General features: G+C 71.9%; 12 protein-coding genes and 2 pseudogenes. 5 read left to right on the top strand and 9 right to left on the bottom strand.

All coding sequences use genetic code 11. The features are described 5' to 3' along the window. Nucleotides 1–188: 188 nt before the first annotated feature. Nucleotides 189–2,498 (top strand): hypothetical protein, encoded by a 2,310-nt coding sequence (locus tag OG953_RS38055; protein ID WP_405692296.1) that lies wholly within the window; start codon nt 189–191, stop codon nt 2,496–2,498. On the opposite strand, the gene OG953_RS38060 is transcribed toward OG953_RS38055, so the two are convergent. From OG953_RS38060 to OG953_RS38080, 5 genes are all read right to left on the bottom strand, one after another. Further along, nucleotides 2,468–4,906 carry a right-handed parallel beta-helix repeat-containing protein gene (locus OG953_RS38060; RefSeq protein ID WP_405690129.1) on the bottom strand — a complete coding sequence of 813 codons (2,439 nt, stop codon included), beginning with the start codon at nt 4,904–4,906 and terminating at the stop codon, nt 2,468–2,470. The two genes, OG953_RS38055 and OG953_RS38060, sit on opposite strands and share 31 nt — an antisense overlap. A 152-nt stretch (nt 4,907–5,058) precedes the next feature. Further along, nucleotides 5,059–5,667 carry a hypothetical protein gene (locus tag OG953_RS38065; RefSeq protein WP_405690131.1) on the bottom strand — a complete coding sequence of 203 codons (609 nt, stop codon included), beginning with the start codon at nt 5,665–5,667 and terminating at the stop codon, nt 5,059–5,061. Between the two features lie 257 nt (nt 5,668–5,924). After that, complete coding sequence (locus tag OG953_RS38070) at nt 5,925–6,404, bottom strand: DUF6643 family protein (protein ID WP_405690132.1); 480 nt, start codon at nt 6,402–6,404, stop codon at nt 5,925–5,927. A gap of 563 nt (nt 6,405–6,967) precedes the next feature. After that, nucleotides 6,968–8,260 carry an MFS transporter gene (locus OG953_RS38075; protein WP_405690134.1) on the bottom strand — a complete coding sequence of 431 codons (1,293 nt, stop codon included), beginning with the start codon at nt 8,258–8,260 and terminating at the stop codon, nt 6,968–6,970. A gap of 99 nt (nt 8,261–8,359) precedes the next feature. Next, nucleotides 8,360–8,836 carry a 4'-phosphopantetheinyl transferase superfamily protein gene (locus tag OG953_RS38080; protein WP_405692297.1) on the bottom strand — a complete coding sequence of 159 codons (477 nt, stop codon included), beginning with the start codon at nt 8,834–8,836 and terminating at the stop codon, nt 8,360–8,362. On the opposite strand from OG953_RS38080, the pseudogene OG953_RS38085 reads away from it, so the two are divergent. Then, a pseudogene (locus tag OG953_RS38085) lies at nt 8,832–8,951 on the top strand (alpha-amylase family glycosyl hydrolase); the annotation flags it as partial. The gene OG953_RS38080 and the pseudogene OG953_RS38085 sit on opposite strands and share 5 nt — an antisense overlap. A gap of 220 nt (nt 8,952–9,171) precedes the next feature. Here OG953_RS38085 and OG953_RS38090 read toward each other — a convergent pair. After that, a complete protein-coding gene (locus OG953_RS38090; RefSeq protein ID WP_405682394.1) occupies nt 9,172–10,881 on the bottom strand; it encodes an ISAzo13 family transposase in 1,710 nt (569 codons plus the stop codon). Nucleotides 10,882–11,052: 171 nt separating this feature from the next. Here OG953_RS38090 and OG953_RS38095 point away from each other — a divergent pair, with 171 nt between their 5' ends. After that, nucleotides 11,053–19,407, top strand: a complete 8,355-nt coding sequence (locus OG953_RS38095) for a type I polyketide synthase (protein WP_405690136.1) — start codon at nt 11,053–11,055, stop codon at nt 19,405–19,407. Between the two features lie 374 nt (nt 19,408–19,781). Here OG953_RS38095 and OG953_RS38100 read toward each other — a convergent pair. After that, nucleotides 19,782–20,255 (bottom strand): annotated as a pseudogene (locus OG953_RS38100) (class I SAM-dependent methyltransferase); the annotation flags it as partial. Beyond that, nucleotides 20,245–20,661, bottom strand: a complete 417-nt coding sequence (locus OG953_RS38105; protein ID WP_405690138.1) for a GNAT family N-acetyltransferase — start codon at nt 20,659–20,661, stop codon at nt 20,245–20,247. The gene OG953_RS38105 and the pseudogene OG953_RS38100, both read right to left, overlap by 11 nt. 308 nt (nt 20,662–20,969) lie before the next feature. Between OG953_RS38105 and OG953_RS38110 the strand changes: the two genes are divergently transcribed. Both OG953_RS38110 and OG953_RS38115 read left to right on the top strand, forming a co-directional pair. Continuing rightward, nucleotides 20,970–22,907, top strand: coding sequence for a glycosyltransferase (locus OG953_RS38110; protein WP_405690140.1), 1,938 nt, complete (start codon nt 20,970–20,972; stop codon nt 22,905–22,907). 601 nt (nt 22,908–23,508) lie between these two features. Then, on the top strand, nt 23,509–24,822 hold the full coding sequence (locus tag OG953_RS38115) for a TerD family protein (protein ID WP_405692298.1): 1,314 nt from the start codon (nt 23,509–23,511) through the stop codon (nt 24,820–24,822). Nucleotides 24,823–24,874: 52 nt separating this feature from the next. Here the strand turns inward: OG953_RS38115 and OG953_RS38120 are convergent, their stop codons facing one another. Further along, the gene (locus OG953_RS38120; RefSeq protein ID WP_405690142.1) at nt 24,875–26,047 is read right to left on the bottom strand and encodes a glycosyltransferase; all 1,173 of its coding nucleotides are present in this window, start codon (nt 26,045–26,047) and stop codon (nt 24,875–24,877) included. Between the last annotated feature and the right edge of the window lie 28 nt (nt 26,048–26,075).

Below are 26,075 nucleotides of genomic sequence, written 5' to 3' on the forward strand. Positions count from 1 at the left end.
CTGGGGAGATTCCGTGAGAGCGGTGCGTACACCGGCCCTCTTCCATGATTCTGGTGACCGTGCATCAGCACCCCCCACGACCGAGAGAGCGAGTCACTCCAGTGCCACCTGTCACCCAGGCCCCGCAGAGTCCGGGGCCCGCGCTGGAACTGCTGGTCCATGGCGTGGGCGGAGCCACCCCGCAGGAGATGCTCGACGATCCGCGTCCGGTTCGGGTCACCGGCGACGCGACCGCCGCCATCTACCGCCGCGCCGGGGACATGGACGCCGAACAGCACCCGGAGCGGTACCGCGACCGGCCCATCGCCGAGGCCTACTGCTGGTCCAACCTCACATCCGGCAACGGCTCCCGCGCCCTGTGGCTGCTGCTGCTCCCGTTCATGGTGGTCAACCTCGCCCACTGGATGCGCCCCACCGCCCGGGGCCGTACCCGCGCGGTGCGCCTGTACGGCGTCCTCGTCCGGCTCGTCGCGCTCAGTCTCACGGTCCTGCTGACCGCGGCGGCGTGCGAGGTCGCGCTCGATCTGACGGCCTGGCAGTGCGCGGGCGTGCCGGACTGCTCGAACCAGCGGTCCTGGCTCGGCTTTCTGTCGACGGCACAGGGCGGCTGGTGGTCCCAGCCGGGCCGAAGGCTCGCCCTTGCCTCGCTGGTGCCCACCGCCCTGGTGGGGCTGCTCTGGTTCCTGTCCAACCGGACATGGAGCGCGTACGAATCGCAGCGCCCGCTCACCGGATCCGAACCGGACGACGTCGACACCGAGACCCCTCATGACCTGAACACCTCCGGCACCGCGGTCGGTGGCCGCCCGGCTCTCGGCAGGCCCGGATTCTGGTACGGCCGCCGGCTGGTCGCCCGGCTGCGCGCCGCCCACACCGCCGCCGGATTCCTCACCGTCGCCGCATCGGTCGCGGGCGCCGCGGCCCGCCACGACCGCGCAGTCACCGGCCCCGTGCCCGAGATCCTCGGCAGGCTGATCGAGGCGGTGCTGGTCCTGGGCGCGCTCGTCGTGCCCTGGGTCGTCTGCCGCCGCGGCCGCAGCGAACGACGTCTCGACAACCGGCTCGACCATGCCCTCATCACCTGTCTGCCCGGCGCCGCCCTGGCCCTGCTCGTCCTCGCCGCGGTGTACGCGGCCTGGTCACGCCCCGCCTGGGTCTCTGCGGGCGCCCTGCCCGGCGATGTCACCTTCAGTGTCGTCACGCTCGGCCAGGGGGCGCTCGTCGTCGTCCTCGCCGTGGTGTCGCTGGGCCTGTACCGCCGGACCCCCGAACCCCGCACCGTCATGTACGGAGTCGGCGGACCGGCCGTCGCCATGCTCGCGTGCGCTCTCGGCGGTGTCATGACCGGCGGGGTCGCCCAGCGCGTCGCCGACTGGCTCGACGGCTCCGGCACCCCGGGCATGGGCAGGAACGCCGTCATCGAGGGACCGCCGGTGCTGCTCAGCTGGCAGGCCTCGGTCATCCCCGTGCTCCTGGTGCTGCTGGCGGTACCCGGCCTTCTGCTGCTCGTACGCACCTGGCTCGCCGCCCGCGCCCTGGAACCCGAGGTCGACCGGGAGTACGGGCAGGAGCGGCCGGATCCCGCCCGGACCCGGCAGATCGCCCGGATCCGGGCCACCGCAGCCCTCACCGACTCCGCGCCCTGGATCCTCGGCCCGGTCGCCGGCGCCACGCTGCTGCTCGGTGCGGCGGCGGTCGGCGGGGCCTGGGCGAGCGGTGAAGTGCCCGGGCTCGCGATGGAGGGAAGCGGCCCCTTCGTCGAGTCCGTGGCCGAAGCGGCCCAGTCGACCGGCTCCTGGATGGTCGGACTCGGCTTCATACTCTTCGTCACCTGGGGACGGCGTGCCTACCGCGACGCCTCCGCCCGGCGCACCATCGGCATCCTCTGGGACGTCGGTACGTTCTGGCCGCGCGCCGCCCACCCCTTCGCACCGCCCTGCTACGCCGAGCGCGCCGTCCCCGACCTGGCGTCACGGATGTCCGGCTGGACCGGACGAACCCGCGGCAGGCTCGTCATCTCCGGCCACTCCCAGGGCAGCGTCCTCGCAGCGTCCGCGGTCTGGCAGCTGTCCGCCGAGACCAGGAGCCGGGTCGCCCTGCTCACCTACGGCTCACCGATCGAGCGACTGTACGCGCGCTGGTTCCCGGCCTACTTCGGCCCCGCACCGCTGCACGGACTGCACCGGTCCGTGCACTGCTGGCGCAACCTCTGGCGGGCCACCGACCCGATCGGCGGCCGGGTCCGGCTCGACGAGGGACCGGGGCCCGAGGTGGACCGGGGGCCGCTGAAGGACCCCCTGGCCTACGGGCGCACCCCCGAACATCCGCTGCCCGAACCCGTTCTGGGGCACTCGGACTACCAGGCTGACCCGGTCTTCGCCCAGGAGCGGGCCGCACTGCTGGACCGGCTGGCACCGGTCCTGCCGCGCCAGGCCGACGGGGAGGGGGCCCAAGACACCCCGCGGGCTCAGGGGAGCTCCGGCAGATCCTCCGGGTAGAGCAGCGTGAGGTCGTCCGTGCTCGGCTCGGCGAGCTGGGCGACCCGGCCCGCATGCCGCTCCACCATCGACTCGAAGGTCTGCCGAGCCGTCCGCCCATTGCCGAAGGCCGGGCCCTTGGGAAGCTCCGTGAAGTACTTCAGCAGCGCTTCCCCGGCCCCGGAAGCCAGGCTGTACTCGTGCTCGTCGGCCTGCTGCTCGACGATCCGCAGCAGCTCGGCGGGCTCGTAGTCGCTGAAGGTGATGGTCCGTGAAAAACGGGATGCCACACCGGGGTTGACGGTGAGAAACCGCTCCATTTCATGGGTGTACCCGGCGACGATGACGACCACCGCGTCCCGGTGGTCCTCCATCAGCTTCACGAGCGTGTCTATCGCCTCCCGGCCGAAGTCCCGGCCGGAGTCCTCGGGTGACAGGGCGTAGGCCTCGTCGACGAACAACACCCCGCCGCGCGCCCGGTCGAATGCCTCCTGGGTGCGGATGGCAGTGGAGCCGATGTGCTCACCGACCAGATCGACGCGGGACACCTCGATCAGATGGCCGCGCTCCAGCACCCCGAGCGAGGCGAGGATCTCGCCGTACAGCCGGGCCACGGTGGTCTTGCCGGTGCCGGGGGAGCCGGTGAAGACGAGATGGCGCCGGACCGACGCGGCCTTGAGCCCGGCCTCCTGGCGCCGACGGCCGACCTCGATCATGTCGGTGAGGGCGCGCACCTCCCGCTTCACGCTGTCCAGTCCCACCAGCGCGTCCAACTCCCCGAGGACGGTGTCCGACGCGCGCACCGGCTCGGCGGCGGGCACCCCGGCCGGGGTGGCCTCCATGGCGCGGGGCCCGGGGACCGCGCCGAGCAGCCCGGGGGGCGACTGGGTCGCCGTCAGCACGGTCGGGGCCGGGGGAGCGGGGGCGCGCAGCGCACTCTCGTCGCTCGTGCAGTCCTCCACGACGGGCCCCGCTCCCGTGCCGTCGCCGTGGGCGGCGCCGCCTTCGGCGAACTCGTATCCACCGCGGGCACACCGCTCGGTACGGCAACGGGTCATAGTCGTACGGCAGCCGTCCATCACATGGAAGCCGTAGCCCTCGCTTCCGGTGACCCGGCAGCTGTGGAAGGTGCCGCGGCCCTCGGCGGAGACGTAGAAACCGGCCTCGGCGGGGGAGGTGACCGTGCAGCGCTCGATCGTCGGGTCGGCGCCCTTGGTGACGATCACTCCGGTCTGCGCGGCGTCGATGGTGCAGTTGTTCAGCGTGCCGCCGCTGCCGTGGTCGCGGAACCAGGCGCCGGTGGACGCCTCACGGATGCGGCAGTCGTCGAGCTGGGCGGTCGCCCCGTCGCTCACCGACACCGCGGTATTGCGGACCTGGGACAGATCGCTGTCGACCACATCGGCGCGCGATCCCCGGTCGAGCACGAAGATGGCGTCCGGTACGTCGTGGACCCGGCAGGAGTCCAGTATCACGGTCGCCCCGTCGCTCACCCAGACCGCCGGGTAATCGCCCGTACTGTCATGAATTTCGCACTGGTTGGCGTCGACACGGGTGCCGGGGTCCCAGACCGACAGGCCGTTGCGACCGAACCGGCGCACCGTGGAGCGGGTCAGAGTGAGGACCGAACGGGAACGCAGATCCACCGCGTTCTCCGGGATGTCGTGGATGTCGCAGTCGGCGAGTGTCAGTACGGCGTCGGTGTCGAGCGTGACCCCGTCCGCCGAAGTGCGGTGCACCGTGCAGTCGGTGAGGTGGGCGGCCGCGCGAGCGGTCACCTGTATCCCACTGCCCTTGATCTCGTAGACCTCGCAGCCGACGGCCTCCAGGCCGCTGCCCTCGCCGGTGACACTCAGCCCCGCACCCGATGCATGGTGGATCCGGCAGCGCTCCAGACGCGGATGCGCACCGTCACGTACCGAGACACCGGCCTGGCCGGCCGATACGACCTCGCACTGCTCGAACACCCCGCCCGCACCGTCGAGTACGGCGATGCCGACCCCGGCCGGGTTGTCGACCGTGCAGCGGCGCACGGTCGGCCGGGCCGCACCGCGCACCTCGATCCCGGCGGCCGAACGCGTGACGATCCGCAGATCCGCGAGCTCCGGCGCGCCGTCCTCGACAAGCAGCGCCGGGGCCGTCGAGTCCTGACCCTCCACATGCAGGTCCGAGACGACGGCGGAGGCGCGGACGGTCAGCGGTACGCCGTCGACCGGTGCGATCCGAACAGAACCGACCGCGCCCTCGGGGCCGCGCAGCGTCACCGCGCGGTGCAGGACCAGATTCTCCCGGTAGGTGCCCGGCGCGACGGTGAGGACATCACCGTCCGCCGCGGCCTCCAGGGCTGCGGTGAGGGAGGCGTATTCGCCTGTGCGGCGCCGCCACCGCGATGTGCCGGTGTGCGTCACCTGGACCGTGCCCTGTGCCATGGCGCTGTTGTGCCCCCACCTCGTGCGTGTGTGATGCCCGTGTCACCGGCCTTGCGGCAGCGACGAACCCCGGGCCCGCCCACCGAGGAAGCGGGCGGGCCGGTCCACCGTAGCGCGCGCGGCGGGCGGGAGTTGACCCGATCGGCAGCTGATCAGCTGCCGATCCCGGTCCTGCCCCAGTCCGGACCGGTCTTCGCCCAGGCTCGGTCGATCAGGGTGTACCGCCCCCGCACCATGCGCCAGACGATGAGGCGCCGGACGCCCTCGACCAGTCCGACGGCGAGCAGCATCGTCCCGAGCCCGGCCAGCGCCGCATGCGTATGAGCCGTCGGAGCGTCCATGGGCCGCAGCGCGGGGCGGCCGTCGAGGTCCGTCCAGATCTTCACCTCGGCCCCGGGATCCGTCGTGCGGGAGGAGGTGGTCACCGTACCGCGGCGGTCCGTGCCGTCCGGGGCCTTCCAGCGCGCCACCACCGAGGTCTGCGTGGTGCGCTCCGAGGACACTTCGGGATCGGTGACGAGACGTGATGCTCCCGGGGCCCGGCGCACCACGACCGCGGTCGTGGTATGACGCTGGGCCTGCTGGGCCCGCACCGACTTCTGCAGGGCGTCGTCCGCGAGCGAACCGCACACCCAGCCCACTGCCGGTGCCGCCAGCACCATGAGAAGCAGTGCGACTAGAGCCACCCACGCCTCGCGCCGGTCAGTGGCGCGGCGCAGGGGATTGCGCCGCCAACGCCACACTCCCGTAACCGCTCGCACAGTCCTGCACCCCCTTCCGTATCCGTCTTGACCTGATACGGCACGCTTCGCTCGCCGGAGCGGCGAAGAGAGAGCAACCTCACCCTGGCCAACGCACGGACTGCCCCCGTGAGTTCCCCGCCCCACCGGTCCGGGCTGACGGTCCGTCCGGGGCGTGCGCGACCGAGGGGCTGTGCTGCCGGTGCGGGAACACCGGCGTCGCCGTCGAGTCCCCATGGCTCGACGGCGACCCCGTGCGACCGTGTGTGGTACCCGGCTCAGTACCCCCGGCCCTGGTACGGGCGGTTGTACGGGTCCTCGTGGGGCGAGGGTGCCGGGGCGGGGCGCGGTGACGCCGGACGCATCGCCTCGTAACCGGTGCCGGGCGCGGGCCGCTGCTGCTGCTGTTGCGGCGGATACGGCGCCTGGTACCCGCCGCGGGCCGCGGTCGGCTGCTGCGGGATGTACGGCGCCGGGGCGTGCTGCAACTGTGCGGGCTGCATCGGCGCGTAGCCCTGCTGGGCCGGCTGCTGGTAGCCGTACGACGGATTGGGCTGGGCAGGCGCCGCGGGAAGAGCCGGCAGCGCCGCCGGGAGAGCCGGCAGATAGCTGTTGCCGGTCTCATAGGCGGCAGGCACTCGGATCGGAGCGATCTGAGGGGTGCCCCGCTCCGCGACCAGGGAGTCGTAGATCGGAGTGTCGGAGAACGACGGTGCGGCGTAGTAGCCGCCGCCGTAGGTGGAGCGGGGGGAGGTCATGACACCTAAGTTAAGCCCACGATGTGCCGGTTGGGGAGCCCCAATCTCGGGGTCATCCTTTTTACGCTGGTTCTGTCCGCCTGACCTGCCAAAACATGGTTAAAGCCTGCGTTAACAGCGGGGGCTTTTTCCGTCGGGAGGCCCCGTAGTCAACGAGAAGTGGTGGATGGATTACAAGGAGCGACATCCGTGTGGTACTCGCCAGGACGGAGGTTTCGACCCCGGGCGCCTGGGACCTCACGACTGTCAAGAGATCTCGGACAGCAACCTCGGCCTGCTCGACTACCCAGCGATGCTCGCGGTCGTGCGGCACCCGTTCCCGTCGCCAATACGACGAGATCGCCGGGCGCGACACCGAGTGTCCGCAACCGATCTGCCAACGCGAAGGCGGCACGCGCGAGTTCGGTATACGGGTGGAAGCCCCAGCCGCCGCGCCCGTCGTAGAATCGGATGCCGCGCCGGGGGTCGGGATCGACAAGCGCGTCCAGCGGCGGATGCTGCTCCATGACACCTCACCTTCGTGCGTCGCCGGTACGTCCAGCCGCGCGCCTTCCGGACCGGGGCTACCCGCCGGTGCGGACCACGCTCTCGTCACCGGTCCCGGACGCGGGCCGGGGCGCGGGCTTCGCGAGCGCGGCGATCGGCGCCGTGCGCACGGCACGCCGGGTCGAGGTGAGCACGGCCAGGCAGATCATCCACAGCGAAAGCAGCAGGACGACCCGCTCGGTGCCGAGCGCGGTGATCAGCGTGCCGCTGAGCGCCGAACCGACGGCCAGGGCGCTCATGGTCAAGGTGGACTCCGTGCTGCTCACCCGGCCGCGCAGCGCGTCCGGGGTGATCGCGAGCCGGTAGGTGGAGATCGCCACCATGTACACGGGGGCGACCAGCGATTCGAGCGCCGCGACGAGCCCGAGGGTGGTCGGATCGGGCGCGATCGCGTACAGGGGGAAACCGAGCGCCTCCAGCCACAGCATGGTCACGGCGATACGGCCGAGCGGATAGCGCTTGACGACGCGGTCCGAGACGAGGGCACCGAGCAGTGCGCCGACGGCGGCGCCACTGAAGATCACACCGATCTCCACCGTGGACGCCCCGGCCTCCTGTGCCAGGACGACGATGACCAGGTAGCCGGCGCCGTAGCGGACGCTGTCGGCAGCGCTCACCAAGGTCAGGAACCGGATCACCGGCTGGTGCCACACCCAGCTCAGCCCCTCACGGATCTCCGCCGTCAGTCGCGGACGCGGCCCGGTGCGCCGCGCCTCCTGGAAGTCACGCCGGATGAGCCGCAGGCTCAGGGCCGACACGGCGAAGGACACGGCGTTCACGGCGAACGGCACGACACGGCTGAGGGAGTAGAGCGCACCGGCGGCCACCGCTCCGAAGACCCGGATCGTGTTGTGGACGGTCTCGCTGTACCCGAGCGCGGCCGACAACTGTTCACGCCCCACCACATTGGGCAGCGCGGCGCTGTTGGCCGACAGGAAGAGTGTGCTGAGCATGCCGTTGAGCGCGGCGACCCCGTAGAGGTGCGGCAGCGTCAGACTGTTCGTGGCGAGCGCCACCACTACGGAACCGACGAGGAGCGCACGGCCCGCTTCGCACCAGATCATGGTGGCTTTGCGGTTCCAGCGATCCGCCAGGGCCCCCGCGATCAGGCCGAACAGCAGGAACGACACCGTGCCCAGGCCGGTGACGAGGCCCGCCTGCGTCGCCGAGCCGGAGATCGCCAGCACGATCAGCGGGAGGGCGAAGAACTGGGCCTGGTCACCCACGAAGGAGATGACCTGCCCGCTCAGCAGCAGACGGAAGTCCCGGTTGCGCCAGAGGGAGGATGCGCCAGGACCTGGTTCGGCCATTGTTGCGCCTTTCGGAGTTCGGACAACGGTCGGTGACCGTAGCCGAGCGGCGGACCGGCCAACAAGGCGCTTTCTCCGCCGGTGCGTTCAGCAGTCTGTTCAACTGCGACAGCGCCGCAGTCGGACGGTGTCCGGCTGCGTTCCTCGAAGCGTCTCGTACCGCAGGGGAGCGGGCCCCGGCCGCGACCGGGCGGACCACTGCACGCTCGTCACCGAGGTGATCAACAGCCCCCTGCCGACCAGCCAGCGCCCCGCGAAACCCGACGGGCGCGGGTCCGCGACGGCCTCGGCGGCCGACAGCACCCGCACAGCGAAGGTGCCGTCCGCCCGTAGCGCGACCTCCGCGTCCTGGAAGCCGAGCCAGGCACGCGTGAGTGGGAACCACGCCTTGTAGACGGACTCCTTGGCGCTGAACAGCACGGTGTCCCAACGGATGCGCGGAGCTTCCCGGCGCAGCGCCGTGAGGCGCGCGCTCCCCGCCCACCGTGATCTCCTCGCCCACCCGCGCCGGCAGCGGCCGGTCGGGCTCGGAATCCCACGCAGTGCGTGATGCTGCCGATCACCCCGGCCGGCCATCTGGTTGGCGCCTGTCTTCAAGAACAGGCCGGTGCAGGGGACGGAGCCCTGGGCGTCGGCCGGTTACCACGGCTACTGGGTCAGCGACTTCACCCGAGTGGACCCGCACTTCGGCTGACAGGGTCACGGGGTCCGCGGCTGTGCTCCTGACCACGCGTCGGCGCGGGAGTCGCCCGCATCAGCCAGATGACGCCGGGAGAGCCCCGTGAACAGCCGATGCGCGAGAACCGCCCGATTCGCCGTGATCACCACGAGCGGATCACGCCATCCCACAGCGAGAACGCCGCAACAGCCCCACCGCTATCACGCGCCAACTCGTAAGGGCTCGCAGAGAATCAACATGCGGGTTTGATCTCTTTCGGGGGTTCGGTCCCGTATTTTTCGAGGTAGGCGGTCACGTCTGTGGGGGTGCGGAACCGCGCTGTCGAGGCGGGGATGCGGTGGCCGTGCTGTTTCAGAAGCGGGCGGACCTCGCCGACGGCGTCGGTGATCGTGCTCCGGTTCACAGCGAAAAGCTGGCCGAGAAGGTCTTGAGTACCGAGTCTGCGCAGGTAAAGCACGGTGGCCAGGATCCGGTCGGCCGAGGTGAGCTTGCACTTGGCGCCCGCGCCGGGGGCTCGGCGGCGTTCGCCTCCGCGTTGTTCGCACCGGGAATGCTCGCGAAGTTCCGCCAGCGCTGGAGTCAACTCGCCGATCAAGGCGTTCAGTTGTTGGTGAGTCATGCCGGTCAGTTCCGGGTCGCGGAGTGAGGCGGAGTTGATCCGGCCTGGCTTGTCGGTCGTGTGCATGGCGTGTGTTTCGGTGGTCTTGGTTCCAGTGCGGGCGGGGTGGGGGTGTGCGGGGTGAAGGGTGTAGTTCCAGTCGCCGTGGAAGCGGTGCCGGCTCATCGGCAGCGCGTCAATCTCGGCGTCGGTGACCTTCACGCCGGTGGGGTAGAGGCTGGTGTCGAGTTCGGCGCGAACGGCCAGTCCGGTGCGGGTGGTGGTCGCCGCGATGCTGTTCACGATGACTTCGTGGCTGGTCAGGGGCCTGCCGCGCCAGTTCATGGAGATGTGGGAGAACAGTCGGTGTTCCACCTTGTTCCATTTCGAAGTCCCCGGAGGAAGGTGGCAGACGGTGATTTCCAGGCCGGTCTCGGCGGCCAGGACGGCGAGTTCGGCCTTCCAGGCGCGGGTGCGGTAGCCGTTGGAGCCGCCCGCGTCGGCGGTGATCAGCAGCCGGGTGGCCGTGGGGTAACTGTCCCGCCCCTGGGCGTGCCACCAGCGGTGGATGGAGGCGACCGCGAACGCGGCGGTGTCGTGGTCAGTGCCGACGCTGACCCAGCCGGTGTTCGCGATGGTGTCGTAGATCCCGTACGGGATCGCCTTGCCCGGCCCCTGCCGGTCAAGGAAATCATGCGTCTTGACCTTGACCGGTTCACCCTGGGGCTGCCACTCGCGTCCGGCGTTCCTGTACTGCCCCACCAGTTCCTTCTTCTTGGTATCCACGCTGATCACCGCGTCTCCCGCGTCCCGGTGGGCGCGGGCCTGCTCGTTGATGTAGCGGAACTGGGCGTCGCGGTCCGGATGCTGGGCACCCTCGACGGTCTTGGCGTTGGCCTGCAGACTGAAGCCCTCCTCGCGCAGCAGGTCACCGACCGTGTCCGCGCAGACGCGGTGCCCCTGGCGGGTGAGCTCGGCAGCGAGGTTACGCGTCGACTTCGTCGTCCAGCGCAGCGGCGACATCGGGTCCCCGCGCATGTCCGGCTCGACCAGCTCAAGCAGCGCGGTCCGCAGGCCCGCGTCCAGGTCAGCGGCCTTCTTCCGCCCGCCGCCAGGACGGCGCACCCGGCCCAGCGACGCCTCGCCCGCCTCCAACTCGTCCACACCTTTGCGTACCGTCGCCTCGCTGACACCGGCCGCCCGCGCGACGGCCCGGATCCCACCGTGCCCGAGGATCCGGGCCTCGGCGCCCATCAGCAGCCGACGCTGCCGCTCGTCCAGATGCGGGAACAACACCGCGAACTTCGCGGCGAGTTGCTCACGAGTCGACTCGGATACGCTCATACCACATCAACGAGCCGAATCACGGGAAGCAACACCTTGATTCTCTGCGAGCCCTAAGGGCGCGAGGAAGGCTCAGGGAGAGGCCCCGACGCGGTCCACCCGTCGCCGGGAGGCAACCCGGTGAACCGTGCCGTCGTCCTCAACGACGGGTCGTCTCAAGGAGGTCATGCGGTGGGTCCGCACGCCGACATCGTCAAAACACTGCCGGAACTGCTCGGGTACCACGCCCGGCGCCTCGGGGACAAGGTCTTTTTCCAGGACCGGCTCAGGCGTGTGACCTACCGGGAGCTGGAAAGGAGGACCGCACGGCTGGCCGGTCACCTGGCAGGACTCGGCCTGGCGCGCGGTGACCGGGTGGCCGTACTGCTCGGCAACCGTGTCGAGGCGGTCGAGAGCCTGCTCGCCGTCACCCGGGCGAGCGGCGTGGGCGTACCTCTGGACCCGGGGAACTCGGAGGAGGAGCTGACCCGCTTGCTGGACGACAGCGGGGCACGGGTGCTCATCACCGATGGCGCCTGCCTGACGCGGCGGCGAGCGCTGCCGTTGCGACCCGGGCTGACCGTGGTGGTGGCCGAAGGCGGGAACTCGCCTTGGTGCGCGGACTTCGAGGAGCCGGCGGACGGGGCCGGCGCAACCGGGGGCCGGCCCACCGCGGTCGCGGGCGCGGGCGGCGTTCTGCGGTACGAGGAGTTGGCGGGTACGGAGCCGCGGACGCCGGCCCGGGACGATCTCGCACTGGACGAAGTGGCCTGGCTGCTCTACACCTCGGGATCCTCCGGCGTGCCCAAGGGCGTCCTGTCCACCCAGCGCAACCGCCTCGCGCCGGTCGCGACGGGCCTCGTCGGCGTCCTGGGACTGTCCGAACGGGACCGCGTGCTGTGGCCGTTGCCCCTCCATCACGCGATGAGCCAGGTGGTGTGCTTCCTCGGGGTGACCGCGGTGGGGGCGAGCGCGGTGCTGCTGCCCCGGTTCTCGGTGGCGGGAGTGCTCGGCGAACTGCGTCGTGGGGATGCCTCGTTCACCTTGCTCGGCGGGGTCCCCACCACGTATTCGGCGTTGCTCGACGCGGTCCGGGGCGAGGAGAGCGGCAAGGACGGCGGCGGTCTCGGCGCCCCCGCGCTGCGGGGTTGCGTCAGTGGTGGCGCCGCGGCGGGGCCCGGGTTCCGCGAGTCCTTCGAGGCGATCTGCCGTGTCCCCTATCTGGAGCACTACGGCAGCACGGAGGCGGGCCCGGTCACCATGCCGGCGCCGGGCGAGGCGACGACGTCCGGGGCGTGCGGCCGGGTGCTGCCCGGCACCCGGGTCCGGGTCGGCGGGGGCCCCGACGGCCGGGACACGGGCGAGGGTGAGTTGTGGGTCAACGGGCCCGGGATCATGGCCGGTTACCACGGCAGGCCGGAAGCCACCGCGGAGGTACTGCGGGATGGCTGGTTCCGCACGGGTGACCTGGCCAGGATCGATGCCTTCGGTGGACTGGCGGTCACCGGCCGGGCGAGTGATCTGATCATTCGAGGCGGGGTGAACATCCATCCTTCGGAAGTGGAGGCGGTGCTGCGGCGGCTGCCGGGGGTGGCGGACGCCGCCGTGGCCGGACGCCCGCACCCCGTCTTCGGCGAGGTGCCGGTCGGCTATCTGGTCCCCGAGCCCGATGGCGGCGTGCTGGACAGGGGGCGCATCCTCGCCGCCTGCCGTGCGGAACTGTCCGGCTTCAAGGTACCCGTCGAGCTGTTCGAGGTGGAGGACATTCCCCGTACCACCTCCGGGAAGACCCTGCGGCGGGACCTCGCCGGCCGGCCGGCGAGGTCGCTGGGCGCGGAGGCCACCGGGAAGCCGTCGGAGAACCTGCTGACCCTGGTGCGGGACGAGGTGGCGGCCGTGCTCGGCTGTACAGCTCAGGCGGTGGAGCCGAGCACGGCACTGCGGGACCTGGGTATGGACTCCCTGACGGCGACGGTGCTGCGGGAGAGGTTGTCGGCGGTGACCGGCCTGCCGCTCTCCGAGGCCGTCGCCTTCGACTTTCCCACGGTCGCCGCGCTCGCCGCCCACCTCGGGGCACGGAGAGCCGCCGCGCCGGCCGGCGCCGGGCCCGTGAAACGGAGTGCGGCCCGGTCGGACGACGACCCCGTGGTGATCGTGGGGATGGCATGCCGCTATCCCGGAGACGTGACCTCTCCCGAGGAACTGTGGCGGCTGGTGGCCGACGGGAGGGACGCCATCGGTCCCTTCCCCACCGACCGGGGCTGGGACACCCGGGCGCTGTACGACCCGGATCCCGGACGGCCCGGACGGACGTATGTGCGCGAAGGCGGTTTCCTCTCCGGTGCGGACCGCTTCGACCCCGGCTTCTTCGGCATTTCTCCCCGCGAGGCGCTGGCCATGGACCCGCAGCACCGGCTGCTGCTCGAAGTGGCGTGGGAGGCCTTCGAGTACGCCGGTCTCGTCCCCGGCACCCTGCGCGGCTCGGCGACCGGGGTGTACGTCGGGCTGATGTACAGCGACTACGCCCGCCACCTGACAAGGACGCCCGAGCATGTCGAGGGGTACCTCGGCCTCGGCAACGCCGGAAGCGTCGCCTCGGGTCGTATCGCCTACACCTTCGGCCTCGAAGGCCCGGCCATCACCGTGGACACGGCGTGTTCCTCGTCCCTGGTGGCCCTGCACCTGGCGGCCCAGGCGCTGCGCCGGGGTGAGTGTGACTTCGTGTTGGCCGGCGGCGCCACGGTGATGTCGGGGCCCTCATCGTTCGTGGAGTTCAGTCGCCAGCGGGCGCTGGCTCCGGACGGCCGCTGCAAGGCGTTCGGCGCGTCCGCCGACGGCACGGGGTGGGCCGAGGGCGCTGGAATGCTGCTGCTGAGCCGGTTGTCCGAGGCGCGCCGCGCCGGACTTCCGGTACTGGCCGTGGTGCGCGGTTCGGCGGTGAACCAGGACGGGGCGAGCAACGGGCTGACCGCACCGCACGGACCGGCGCAGCAGCGGGTGATCCGGCAGGCACTCGTGGACGCGGGGCTGAATCCCGGGGACATCGACGCGGTGGAGGCGCACGGCACCGGCACCCGGCTGGGGGACGTCATCGAGGCGGAGGCCTTCTTCGCGACGTACGGGCGCCAGGCGCGGCAGCGTCCCCTCCGGCTGGGTTCGGTGAAGTCGAACATCGGTCACACCCAGGCCGCCGCCGGAGTGGCCGGCGTGATCAAAATGGTGCAGGCGATGCGGCACGGCGTGCTGCCGCGTACGCTGCACGCCGACGAGCCGACCCCCCGTGTCGACTGGTCGACGGGGCGGATCGAGCTGCTGACCCGGACGGCGGAGTGGCCTGCGACGGACCGTCAGCGACGGGCGGGGGTGTCCTCGTTCGGTATCAGCGGCACCAACGCCCATGTGGTGCTCGAAGAGGCCCCGGATGACGGGGAGGCCGCACCGCCGTGTGCCGTGGCGTACGGCGGGACCGCAAGCGGCCGCGTCGGGCCCGGGGCGGTGCTGGAAGGTGCGGCACGTCCCGGAACGGCCGCGGTGGCCTTTCCGGTGTCGGCCAGGAGCGTGCCGGGGCTGCGGGCCCAGGCACGACGGCTGTACGACCATGTGGTCGCCGCCCCTGATGCGGCCCCGGTGGACATCGGCTACTCGCTCGCCACCACGCGTGCGGCCTTCGAGCACCGGGCCGTGGTGGTGGCCCGGGACCGTGCCGAGCTGCTCGGCTCCCTGCGGGCCGTGGCGGAGGGTGGCGACCGGCCCGGAGTGCACACGGGCACGTCCCGCCACCACGGCCCGCCGGCCCTGCTGTTCACCGGCCAGGGCAGCCAGCGCGTCGGCATGGGCCGTGAACTGTACGAGTCGCGGGATCTGCATCCGGCCTTCGCCCGTTCGTTGGACGAGTGCTGTGCCCTGTTCGACACGCTGCTGCCGGTGCCCCTGCGGGACGTCATGTTCGCCGGGCCCGGTACGGAGACGGGCGCGCTGCTGCATACGACCCGGTTCGCGCAGCCGGCGCTCTTCGCCCTGGAGACGGCCTTGTTCCGGCAGTTCGAGGCCTGGGGGGTACGCCCCGGCCTGGTGGCCGGGCACTCGGTGGGCGAGGTGACGGCGGCACATGTCGCCGGGGTGTTGTCCCTCGCGGATGCGTGCACACTGGTGGCGGCCCGGGGCCGGCTGATGGATGCGCTGCCTCCGGGCGGCGCGATGGTGGCTGTGGCCGCCGGGGCGGACGAGGTGGCCGCCCACCTCGCCGGGACCGGGGGTGCGGTGGAGATCGCCGCGGTCAACGGGCCCGCCTCGGTGGTCGTCTCGGGCGACGAGGCCGCGGTGCGGGAGGCCGCCGTGTACTTCCGGACGCGGGGTCGTTCGGTGACGCCGCTGCGGGTCGGCCATGCCTTCCACTCCGCTCGGATGGAGCCCGTGCTGGCCGACTTTGCGGACGTGGTCCGGCGTCTGTCCTTCGCCGCGCCGCGGCTGCCTCTGATCACTGCCGTGCCGGGCCGGGCGGCCACCGACGAGGAGCTGTGCACACCGGAGTTCTGGGTGGACCATGTCCGCCGTCCGGTCCGCTTCGCCGATTCGGTGGCGCACCTGGGTGAGCGAGGCGCGGCACACTACGTCGAACTGGGGCCGGACGGGGTGCTCACCGGCCTGGTGCGAGATTGCCTCGCCTCGTCCGGACCGGCCCCGGCGGACCCGGACACGGGCGAAGCGGGCGGCGGCAAGCGGGGCCCGGCACCGCTGGTCCTGCCGACACTGCGCGGGACGCGGCCGGAAGCGGACGCCCTGCTCGACACGCTGGCCGCGCTGCACGCCCACGGCGTGCCCGTCGACTGGCGGGCCGTCTTCGCCGGGCGCGGCGGGCGACGTGTCGACCTGCCCATGTACGCCTTCCAGCGCCGCCGGTACTGGCTGGAGCCCGCCCTGGGACTTCCGCCCATGTCCCCGACGGCCGAGCCCACCCATCCGTTCCTGCGGTTGGACACCCGCACGGCCGACGACGACGGGTTGCTGCTGAGCGGGGTGCTCTCGGTGCGCGACCAGCCGTGGCTCGCCGACCATGTGGTGGCTGGGGAGATCTTGCTGCCGGCGACCGCCTTCGTCGAAATGGCCCTTCACGCCGGTGAATTGGCGGGCGCGGCCGTCCTGGACGAGCTCGTTCTGACCGCGCCGCTGCCCTTGCCCTCGGACGGTGCCGTCGCCTTGCAGGTGAAGGTGGCGGGGGCGGACGACGCGGGACGGCGGACTGTGCTCTTCCACTCCCGGCGGCACACTCCGGCGGGTGACCGGCCCTGGCTCCGGAACGCCGTCGGTACTCTTTCGCCGGCGCAGCCGCCCGCGGACCGGAAAGCGGCCGCCGCCGAGGCCGGCGGCGCGCCCCGGCCGCACGTGTCCTGGCCGCCGGAGGCGGCGATGCCGGTGCATGCCGACGGTCCGGGGACCGGACCGTACGAGCGGCTGGCCGTCGGCGGCCTGCGTTACGGCCCCGCCTTCCAGGGCATGCGCGCCGCCTGGAGGCACGGGGAGGAGCTGTACGCCGATGTCGCGCTGCCCGAAGCGGCCCGGTCCCCGCGCCCGGAGGCGGACGGCCCGGAGTTCGTCCTGCATCCCGCACTGCTCGACGCGGCGCTGCACGCCCTGGCCCTGGACAGCCTTGTCACGAACGGTTTTGGGACAGCCGGTCCGGCGGCCGACGGGTTGTCCCTGCCGTTCGCCTTCAGCGGAGTGCGCGTGCACACCACCCGCGTACAGCGCTTGCGGGTACGGATGACCGCCGGGCCCGACGGGCAGGCCGGAGTGGAGCTGACCGACGAGACGGGCTCACCGGTGGCGACGGTCCGTTCGCTGACGCTCCGGCCCCTTCCGCGTACCGGCTCGGCGACGGCGGACGCGGTCACCGGTGCTCTCCACCGGACGGACTGGGTGCCGCTGACCGAGCCGCCCGCACCCGTGGCGATGCCCCGCTGGGGGGTTCTGGGCACGGCGGCCACACGGCTGGTGGACGCCCTCGCGCCCCCGGGTTCCGGCGTCCCGGTGTACCCCTGCCCGGCGGCGTGCGACGCGTCGTCGGCCGTCGTCGTGGCACCGTGCCCGCCGCCCGACACGACCGGCGGTGCGCAGGACCAAGCCGCCGGGTTGCTGCGGGCAGCGGACTGGGCGTTGAGGCTCGTGCAGGAGTGGCTCGCCGAACCGCACCTGTCCCGCTCCCGTCTCGTCCTCGTGACGTCCGACGCCGTCACTTCGGCCGACGACGGTTTCCCTGCAGATGGCGCCGATCGCGGGAATGACGGCCGATCCGGCGAAACAGCGTCCGTACCGTTGCACACACCGGTGTGGGGACTGGTCCGCTCGGCCCTGCGGGAGAACCCGGGCCGCTTCGCCCTGATCGACGTGGACGAACGCCCCGACTCCTGGAGTGCCCTGCCCGCCCTGCTGGCCGCCTCGGTACCGGAGGCAGCCGTACGCCGGGGGGCGGCGTACGTGCCGAAGCTGGTGCCACTGGCCGAGGCGGCGCCGAAGCCGCGGAAGCGGCGGCCGCTTGACCCGGAGGGCACCGTCCTGGTCACCGGCGGCACCGGTTCCCTGGGCATGCTGGTGGCGCGGCACCTGGTCACCGCCCACGGCGTCCGGCATCTGCTGCTCGCCGGCCGACGCGGGCCGGACGCTCCAGGGGCCCGGGAACTCGTCGCGGAGCTGTATGAGGCGGGCGCCCAGGTAACCGTTCACGCCTGTGACGTCGCGGACCGGACCGCGCTCGCCGCCCTGCTCGACGCGGTACCGGCGGCCCACCCGCTGACCGGCGTGGTGCACACCGCGGGAGTGCTGGACGACGGCGTCGTCGCGGCGCTCACCACCGACCGTCTGAGGCGGGTGCTGCACCCCAAGGCGGATGCCGCTCTCGCTCTGCACGAACTGACCCGGGGACACGACTTGGCCGTGTTCGCGCTGTTCTCCTCGGTGGCGGGTACCTTCGGCTCCGCCGGCCAGGCCAACTACGCCGCGGCCAACTGCGTGCTCGATGCCTTGGCACGACACCGCGGGCGGCTCGGACTGCCCGGTACGTCGATCGCCTGGGGCCCCTGGCGGCAGAACGACGGCATGATGGCGCACCTCGGCGACGCGGATCGGCAGCGGATGGCCCGCTCCGGGTTCGGCCCGCTCGGGCCGGAAGAGGGCCTGGTCCTCTTCGACGCCGCCGTGGCCGGTGACGAACCTGTGGTGGTGGCGGCCCGCCTCGCCCCGGCCGCTCTCCGCGGCGGCGACCCGGCGGCGAACCGGCTCCGAACGCCTGCTGCCGACGGGGGCGACGGGGGCGGGGACCGAATCGGTCGGGCGCTGGCGGCTGCTCCCCCCGGCGAGCGGGGCGGGGTACTGCTCACCAAGGTCCGGACCCTGGCAGCCCGCGTCCTGGGCCACCGGGAGGAGGCGAGCGAGATCGACGAGGACACCCTGCTGGCGGACCTGGGGCTGGACTCCCTGGCCGCGGTCGATCTGCGCAATGAGCTCGCGGCGTGGACGGGGCTGGCACTGCCGTCCACGCTGCTGTTCGACTTCCCGACGCCGCGCGCGCTCGCCGCCGAGCTGACGCGGCGGTATGCCGCCGAGGCACCTCCTGCCGCCGCGTCCGACGGTCCTCCGGGCTCCCCGGGCCGACCGGCGGACGGCGGCGCGGGGGGCGGTCCGGGGGCGGGCGCTCCGCCGGACGTCCGGGTGCAGGCCGCCGACGCACCGCACGCCGGGGGAGCCCCGGATTCCCTGGGCGCGCTCTTTCGTACCGCATGCGCCCGGGGACAGAGTTGGGACGGCATGGTGCTCCTCACCGTCGCCGCGCGCCTGTGCCCGGTCTTCGACAGGGCCGGGGCGCCCGGTGCGACGCACGCACCCGTCGTGCTCGCGGAGGGCGGCACGGGGGCCCGGCTGGTGTGCTCCCCCGCGCTCAGCGCGCTGTCCGGACCGCAGGAGTACGCGCGCCTCGGTGCCGGGCTGCGGGGGCTGCGGCCGGTTTCCGCGGTGCGGTACCCGGGGTTCGAGCCCCGAGAGGCTCTGCCCGCCACACTGGACGCCCTCGTCACCGCCCAGGCCGCCGCCGTCCGCGCAGCCGCGGCCGAAGGCCCCCCGGTACTGCTGGGGCGGTCGGCCGGTGGCTGGGTGGCCCATGCCGTGGCCGAGCGTCTGGAGTCCGAGGGTGCCGCCCCGGCGGCCGTCGTCCTGGTGGACACCTATCCCCCCGGTCACGGTGACCGGGGTCAGGCGCTCTCCGCGATGACGTCGGACATGCTGCGCCGGGCGGCGGAATTCGCCTCTGCCGAGCCCGACCGACTCACCGCCATGGCCGGATACTTCGAGCTCTTCAGTGACTGGAAACCCGCACCGCTCGCCTGCCCCACCCTGTACGTACGAGCCCGGGACCTGCTGCCCGGCGCCGAACCCGCCCCGGACTGGAGCCTGCCGCACACCGAGGTCACCGTGCCCGGGGACCACTTCACCATGCTGGAGGAACACGCCCGTACCACCGCACTCGCCGTCCACAAGTGGCTGGGCAGCCGGGTCTGAGGACATCCTGGGAGAGGCGCGGGTACGGGCGCGGGGGTGCGTGGAACGGCTCCGTCCCACGCCCCCGCGCCCGCCGCCCTCGCGGCCAGTACCGTTCGCTGCCCGGGCCACGGCGGTCGACGGCGGACGATGTCGCGACGGACGTGCAGTCCCGCCGCCCGGCACTGTTCGACCAGCCAGGAGGACGCGATCCGCAACGTGGGGTAGCTGCTTGCTCGTTGCTGCCAGGAGCCGTTCGTACGGGTGTGGAGCAGGTCGTGGACGATCACCGTGTCCTCGTCGCGGTATTCGAGGAAGCAGGTGAGCAGCCGGTCATCGCTGCTGCGGACGGGGATGAAACGGTCCGTGCCGCGCAGCTCCGCCGTGAGATCGCGGTAGGTGACGACGAGGTGGCCGCCCGAAACGAGGGCACGGCTGATGTGACCGAGCAGCACGGGGAGTTCCGCCTTGGACGGGAGGTGGGGAAGCGTGTCACCCATGCAGACGACCACCGCGACCGTGCCCGGCTCGGCCGTCTCGGGCAGCGCGGTGCGGATATCGCCGTGCACCGGCCGTACCGTCTCGTCCCCCTCGGCATACGAGACGAGCTCGTCGAGCAGCCGGCGGCTGGTGTCCACAGCGATCACCGGGGAGAAGCCGAGGCGGACCAGCGCCAGCGTCTGCGCCCCGGAGCCGCAGCCCAGATCGATGGCTGTTCCGCCGTCTTCGCTCCCCGCCAGGCCGAGTTCCGCGAGCAGCGCGGCCTGCCGGTCCGAGACCTCGTGGACGTCTCCGCCCAGCATCCAGGTGTAGTGCTCGGCGAGCAGGCGGTCGTAGTGGGCGACGGCGGTACCGGTGTCAGCGGTCATGGCGTGTTCCTCCGGGTCGTCCGTGCGGCTCGTCGTCCGCCGGTCTGCGCGAGCAGCGAGGCGTCGGGCCAGGTGAAGCAGAGCATGGCGGGTGAGCCGGCGAGCCGGGATGGTATGCCACCGGGGGTGACACCGGCGCCTCTTCAACGCAGGTGCCACCCAGGGCTCGGTAGAACTTCTGGGCGGCTGTGTTCTGTTCGAGCACCCACAGGTACATCGCGTCGCCCGTCGCGCGTTCGACAACCACCTGCGCAGCGCGGGAGAGCAGTGCGGCGCCGAGGCCCGTCCGCCGGCGGTGCTGGACGACATGCACATCGCCGACGAGGCTGCCCCAGCGGCCGTCCTCGTCGAAGACGACGTGTGCGAAGCCCCCAAGCCCGGTGTCGTCCTCGGCCACGACCGTCACAGCAGTCACCTTCCTGATACGAGAATCGGTCCTTCTCCGACAGAGGACGCCAAGCGCTGCGCCTGGAACTGAACGAGGTCACCGGCCTGATCCCGCTGACCCGTTGCGGTCGCCCGGGCGAGCTCGCTCAGACCGGGGGATACGCCGATGAGGCCGACCCCGCACCGCTCTCCCGGGTCGGCTCGCTCCGGACGCCGGTCCTGCGGTCCAGGACCGTTCAAGACGGGTTCGGCGTTCGGGCTCGCGCCGTCCGGTCCTGCGAGGGACCGCCGGATGCCCTGCGCCCGGCGGCGGGTAAGGTCCGTGGAATGCCGAGAGTCAAGGTCAGCGTGATCGTTCCCGTCCACAACACCGGAAAGTACGTCGATGAGTGCGCGCCGTCGCTGCTCGGGCAGAGCCTTCCGGCCGATGAGTACGAGGTCATCTACGTCGACGACGGGTCGACGGACGACACGCTGACGCGCCTGGAGAAGCTAGCGGCCGGGCATCCGAACGTCCAGGTGCACACCCAGCCCAACTCCGGCTGGCCGGGCGCACCGCGCAACCTCGGCATGAAGCATGCCAAGGGCGAGTACGTGCAGTTCGTCGACCATGACGACATGCTCGGTCCCGAGGCCCTTGAGCGGCTGTACGAGCACGCGACACGCAACCGGGCCGACGTGGTGATCGGCAAGATGTCCAGCACGATGGTGCGGCCCCGGCGGCTGTTTCGGCACACGCTGGACGCCTGCACGATCGAGAACGACGAACTCATGCAGAGCATGTCACCGCACAAGATGTTCCGGCGGGCCTTCGTCGAGGAACACGGGCTGCGCTTCCCCGAGGGGCCGTGGATCATGGAGGATCTGGCCTTCGTCAGTGCCGCCTACCTGAAGGCGGAACGGATCTCGGTCCTCGCCGACTACGCCTGCTACTACTGGATGAAGCGGGACGACGGCGGCAACAACACCCGCCACCGGTTCAACCCGCGGCACGGATTCTGGCCCAACCTCCGCACCATCGTCGGCCAGATCAAGGACGGCACCACCACGTCCGACGATATCGACGCGTTGCAGAACCGGCTCCTGCACCGCCTGTACCACGTCGAGGTCCTTTCCCGGGCCCGTGAGCCCGAGATCCTGCGTGAGGACCCGGCCGAGCAGCGCCGGCGCTTCGCGGCGGCCCGGCAGGTGGCGCTGGAGGAGTTCCCGGCCGCCGTGCGGCGGGGACTGCCCGCGGTGAGCGGGTTGAGGGCCGAACTGCTGGAACGCGGCGACTTCGACGGGGCGTTCGCGTTCGCGGAGCACGTCCGCGAGGTGAAGGCAAGCAGTGAGCTCGGCGCACCGCGCTGGCAGGACGGCTGCCTGGTCGCCGACATCGCGCTGGAACTGCTGCGCGGCGACGGTGAGCCGCTGATCCTGACGGAGCGGGACGGGAAGTGGTGGCTGGATCCGGAGCTGCTGACCGGCGTACCGGGGACGGAAGACGGATGGGAGGTCCGCGACCCGTTCCGGATGGCGTACGCGGAACTGATCGTCAAGGACCGGGACCGGCAGGACTGGTGGTACCCGGAGGGCGACCTGGAGGTCCGGCTCCAACCCCTCGGGGAGGGCCGGTCGCAGCTCCTCGTCTCCGGGCGCCTGCGGCTCGACCCGCAGCGGCTGGCCGGCGGCAGGCCGCTGGAGCGCGGGGTGTACGACGTGTGGGCGTTCGTCAACCTGCTGGGCATCGACCGGATGGTCCGCGTGACCGGCCACGGCACCCCGAACAGCCCGGCCGCAGGCCCGGCGCTGACCGGCGGCCGACTCGCACTCCCGTACTGGACCACCGGCGTGGGCCAGCTCACCCTCGACGTGGACCAGCGCGTGCGCAGATTCGGCCCCGACACGGTCGGCGCCGCCGCCGCGAACGCCGCGCGCGGCGAGCGGTCGCTCCCGCTGCCGTACGTGGCGGCGGAGTCCGGCGTCCCGGCTCCCGTCAAGGTCACCGTGTCCGCCCTGACGGTCACCGCCGAACTGGTCCCCGCCGCCGACGGGTCGACGGCACGGCTGCGCCTCCCCGCCCGCCTCAAGCTCCCGGCCGGACGCCACCCGGTCACCCTCCCGAAGGCGGACACGCCGGTCGCGTACGCCGTCGTCCGCGACGGCGCCCTGCTCCGCCTGGAGGGTCCGGCGTACAAGGCCGACACCGGGCGCCAGATCCTCGACGCGGTCGCCGACAACCGCCAGGTCCGGCGCGTACGGCGACGGCTGGGCCGGTTGCGCTGAGCCCGCACCGTGCCGGCGCGATGGCCGGACGGTCAGGACGTCCCTTCCGCCTGCCGGACGTCGAACCTGCCCACCACCGCACCGGTTGACGACGTGGTGCGACGGGCGAGGACGCGCTGGCGGATCGGGCACGGCCGCCGCGAGCTCGAGCACGGACCCGGACCCGGCCGTTTCGAGGGCCGCACCCGGTGCGGCCGACACCACCATGTCACCCTCGTCACCGCCGCCCGGGCCTTCCTCACCCTCCGGAGGCCCGGCCCGGACGCAGCCTCCCCACCAGCTTGTGCCGATCCGGGAGTGACCGAGGGTCTCCGTCACGACGCGGGGCGTGATTCCCTGCCGCCGTGAGGAGCATGGCGATGCTGTGCCGGGCGTCGCGCAGTGGGATGACGCGGATGCCGACTCCAGTGTCATGCCGGTGGAGCGGCGTGTGCGGCACGGCCTCGAAGTCGCCAGGGCGTTGAGTGCCCGGAACCGAACCGACGACGCCTCGGCCGTGCGTTACCGGCGGATCGCCGGACGGTGACCGCGCCGCTGTAGGCCCCGTGAGGGGCAGGGGATTAGGTTGGCGGAGAAAGGTCTTCGGGCAGCCGGACTCGCGATGGGGGCGGGCATGACCATGCTAAAAGGAGCCAATGTTCCGGTGGCGGCTCACGCCGTGCGCGTCGAATTGGGGTGGCGTACCTCCCCAGAGGCACCGGACGTGGATGGCTCGGCGCTCCTTGTCGTGTCGGGAAAGGTGCGCAACGACGCCGACTTCGTCTTTTACAACCAGCCCTCCCATGCATCCGGCGCCGTGCGCCACGAGGGCAAGCGGACCGCCGGTGACGGGGTGACGGACAGCCTCGCGGTCGACCTGGCGCGCATCGAGCCGGCCATCGAGCGCGTGGTCCTGGCGGCCTCCGCGGACGGCGGCACCTTCGGGCGGGTGACGGGGCTGTACGTACGGATCATGGACGCGGCGGACGGCTCGGAGATCGCGCGCTTCGACAGTACGGATGCGACGGTCGAGACCGCAATCATTCTCGGCGAGCTCTACCGACGCCAGGGCGCCTGGAAATTCCGCGCCGTCGGTCAGGGATACAGCACCGGCCTCGAAGGTCTCGCGACGGACTTCGGTATTTCCGTCGATGAACCACAGCAGCCCCAGCCGTATCAACAACCCCAATCGCCTCAACAGCCCCAGCGGGGAACGCGGGTTGACCATCTGCCGCCACCCCCGCCGGTGCTTCCGCCCGCGCCACCGGCACCTCCCGTACCCCCAGCCACCCCGCCGGTCCGTCTGTCGAAGGTGACTCTCACCAAGGACGCGCCATCGGTCTCCCTCGCCAAACAGGGCGGCACTTCGGGAGCACTCCGGGTCAATCTCAACTGGGAAGTGCGCAAACAGTTCAAGGGCTGGGGAAGCAAACTCGGCAGAGCGGTCGCCAACCACGCGGACCTCGACCTTGATCTTTGCGCCCTCTACGAACTCACCGACGGCCGCAAAGGAGTCGTGCAGGCGCTCGGAAACGCGTTCGGCGCACTCCAGCAGCCCCCTTATATCCATCTCGACGGAGACGACCGCACCGGCGCCGTGTCCACCGGCGAGAACCTCACCGTCAACCTCGACCAGAAGGACAAGCTCCGCCGCGTCCTGATCTTCGTCACCATCTATGAAGGCGCCCGGAGTTTCGCCGATCTCCATGCGACCGTCACCCTCCGGCCCCAGCACGGCGCCCCGATCGACTTCTCCCTCGACGAATGCACCGTCCCGTCCACTGTCTGCGCGCTCGCGCTCCTCACCAACAACGGGGGAGACTTCACGGTGCAGCGCGAGGCCCGCTATCTCGTACCCGAGCGCGGAGTGAGCCCGCAGCGCACCATCGACTACGCCTATGGGTGGGGCATGAACTGGACACCCGGCCGTAAATGACCCCCCGGGGGTCCGGCCGGCACTGCGGCCATCGGCCCACGGACGGCTCCGCTCAACGGTCCGGCGCGGCCTCGGGACGGGCGTACGTACGCCCCTTCCAGGCCGCGCCCCGCCCCCGGTGGTGCTGAACCGCCGAATCGACCGTCATCAGCAGATAGAGCACAGCGGTGAACGGCAGCAGCGGCGCCAGCCACAGCGACTGCCGGTAGTAGCCCAGCATCGGCATGTACGTCCCGGCCATCACCGCCCACGCCACCCCGCCCGCCCACGCCGCCACCGGAGCACCGCCCAGCAGCCCGGCGACGAGCGTGACCGGTGGCGCGAGATAGACCAGTGCGAGCCCCAGCACCGTCCCGAGGAGCAGCGGCGGACTGTGCCGCAACTGGGCGTACGCGCTCCGTGACACCATCCGCCACAGATCCGCCAGCCACGGATACGGCCGGACGCTGTCCACCCGCTCCGCGAGCCCCAGCCAGATCCGGCCGCCGCTGCGCTGCACCGCCCGCGCCAGTGACACATCGTCGATCACCGCCTGCCGGATCGACTCCGGCACCCGCGCCCGGTCCGCCGCCCCGGTCCGCAGCAGCACACATCCACCTGCCGCCGCAGCCGTCCGCGCCCCCGCCCGGTTCACCCACCGGAACGGATAGAGCTGCGAGAAGAAGTACACGAAGGCCGGTACGACCAGCCGCTCCCAGACACTCGACACCCGCAGCCGGGCCATCTGCGAGACCAGATCGAACCCGCCCGAGACGGCAGCGGCGACCAGCCCCCGCAGGCTGTCCGGCTCATGTGCGATGTCCGCGTCCGTCAGCAGCAGATACTCCGGCTCCCGGGCCCGGGCCAGCGAGATCCCGTGGCGCACGGCCCAGAGCTTGCCCGTCCAGCCCGGCTCCGGCTCGCCGGGCGACACCACCGTCACCGGCAGGCCCCCGTACCGTACGGACAGCGCACGGGCGACGTCCCCGGTGCCGTCCTTGCTGCAGTCGTCGACGAGGAAGATCTCCGCGGCCCCCGGATAGTCCTGCGCCATCAGCGACGGCAGACTCACCGGCAGCATGTCGGCCTCATCACGCGCGGGCACGACGATCGCCACGGACGGCCAGTGCTCCGGGGCCTCCCGGTCCGGCAGCCGCTGATCGGTCCGCCAGAAGAACCCTTGTCCCAGCAGCAGCCACACCCATGCGGCCAGCGAACCCACGGCGATCCAGGCAACGGCGCTCATTTGCCGCAGTCTGCCCCACTGTGACGGA

It is taken from the genome of Streptomyces sp. NBC_00057, assembly GCF_045041165.1.
Classification (GTDB): Bacteria; Actinomycetota; Actinomycetes; order Streptomycetales; family Streptomycetaceae; genus Streptomyces.

Excerpts from the sequence above, each read along its gene's own strand:
- OG953_RS38055 (WP_405692296.1), top strand. The coding sequence starts at position 189 with ATGCTCGACGATCCGCGTCCGGTTCGGGTCACCGGCGACGCGACCGCC.
- OG953_RS38060 (WP_405690129.1), bottom strand. The coding sequence starts at position 4,906 with ATGGCACAGGGCACGGTCCAGGTGACGCACACCGGCACATCGCGGTGG.
- OG953_RS38070 (WP_405690132.1), bottom strand. The coding sequence starts at position 6,404 with ATGACCTCCCCCCGCTCCACCTACGGCGGCGGCTACTACGCCGCACCG.
- OG953_RS38075 (WP_405690134.1), bottom strand. The coding sequence starts at position 8,260 with ATGGCCGAACCAGGTCCTGGCGCATCCTCCCTCTGGCGCAACCGGGAC.
- OG953_RS38080 (WP_405692297.1), bottom strand. The coding sequence starts at position 8,836 with ATGGCCGGCCGGGGTGATCGGCAGCATCACGCACTGCGTGGGATTCCG.
- OG953_RS38090 (WP_405682394.1), bottom strand. The coding sequence starts at position 10,881 with ATGAGCGTATCCGAGTCGACTCGTGAGCAACTCGCCGCGAAGTTCGCG.
- OG953_RS38110 (WP_405690140.1), top strand. The coding sequence starts at position 20,970 with ATGCCGAGAGTCAAGGTCAGCGTGATCGTTCCCGTCCACAACACCGGA.
- OG953_RS38115 (WP_405692298.1), top strand. The coding sequence starts at position 23,509 with ATGGGGGCGGGCATGACCATGCTAAAAGGAGCCAATGTTCCGGTGGCG.
- OG953_RS38120 (WP_405690142.1), bottom strand. The coding sequence starts at position 26,047 with ATGAGCGCCGTTGCCTGGATCGCCGTGGGTTCGCTGGCCGCATGGGTG.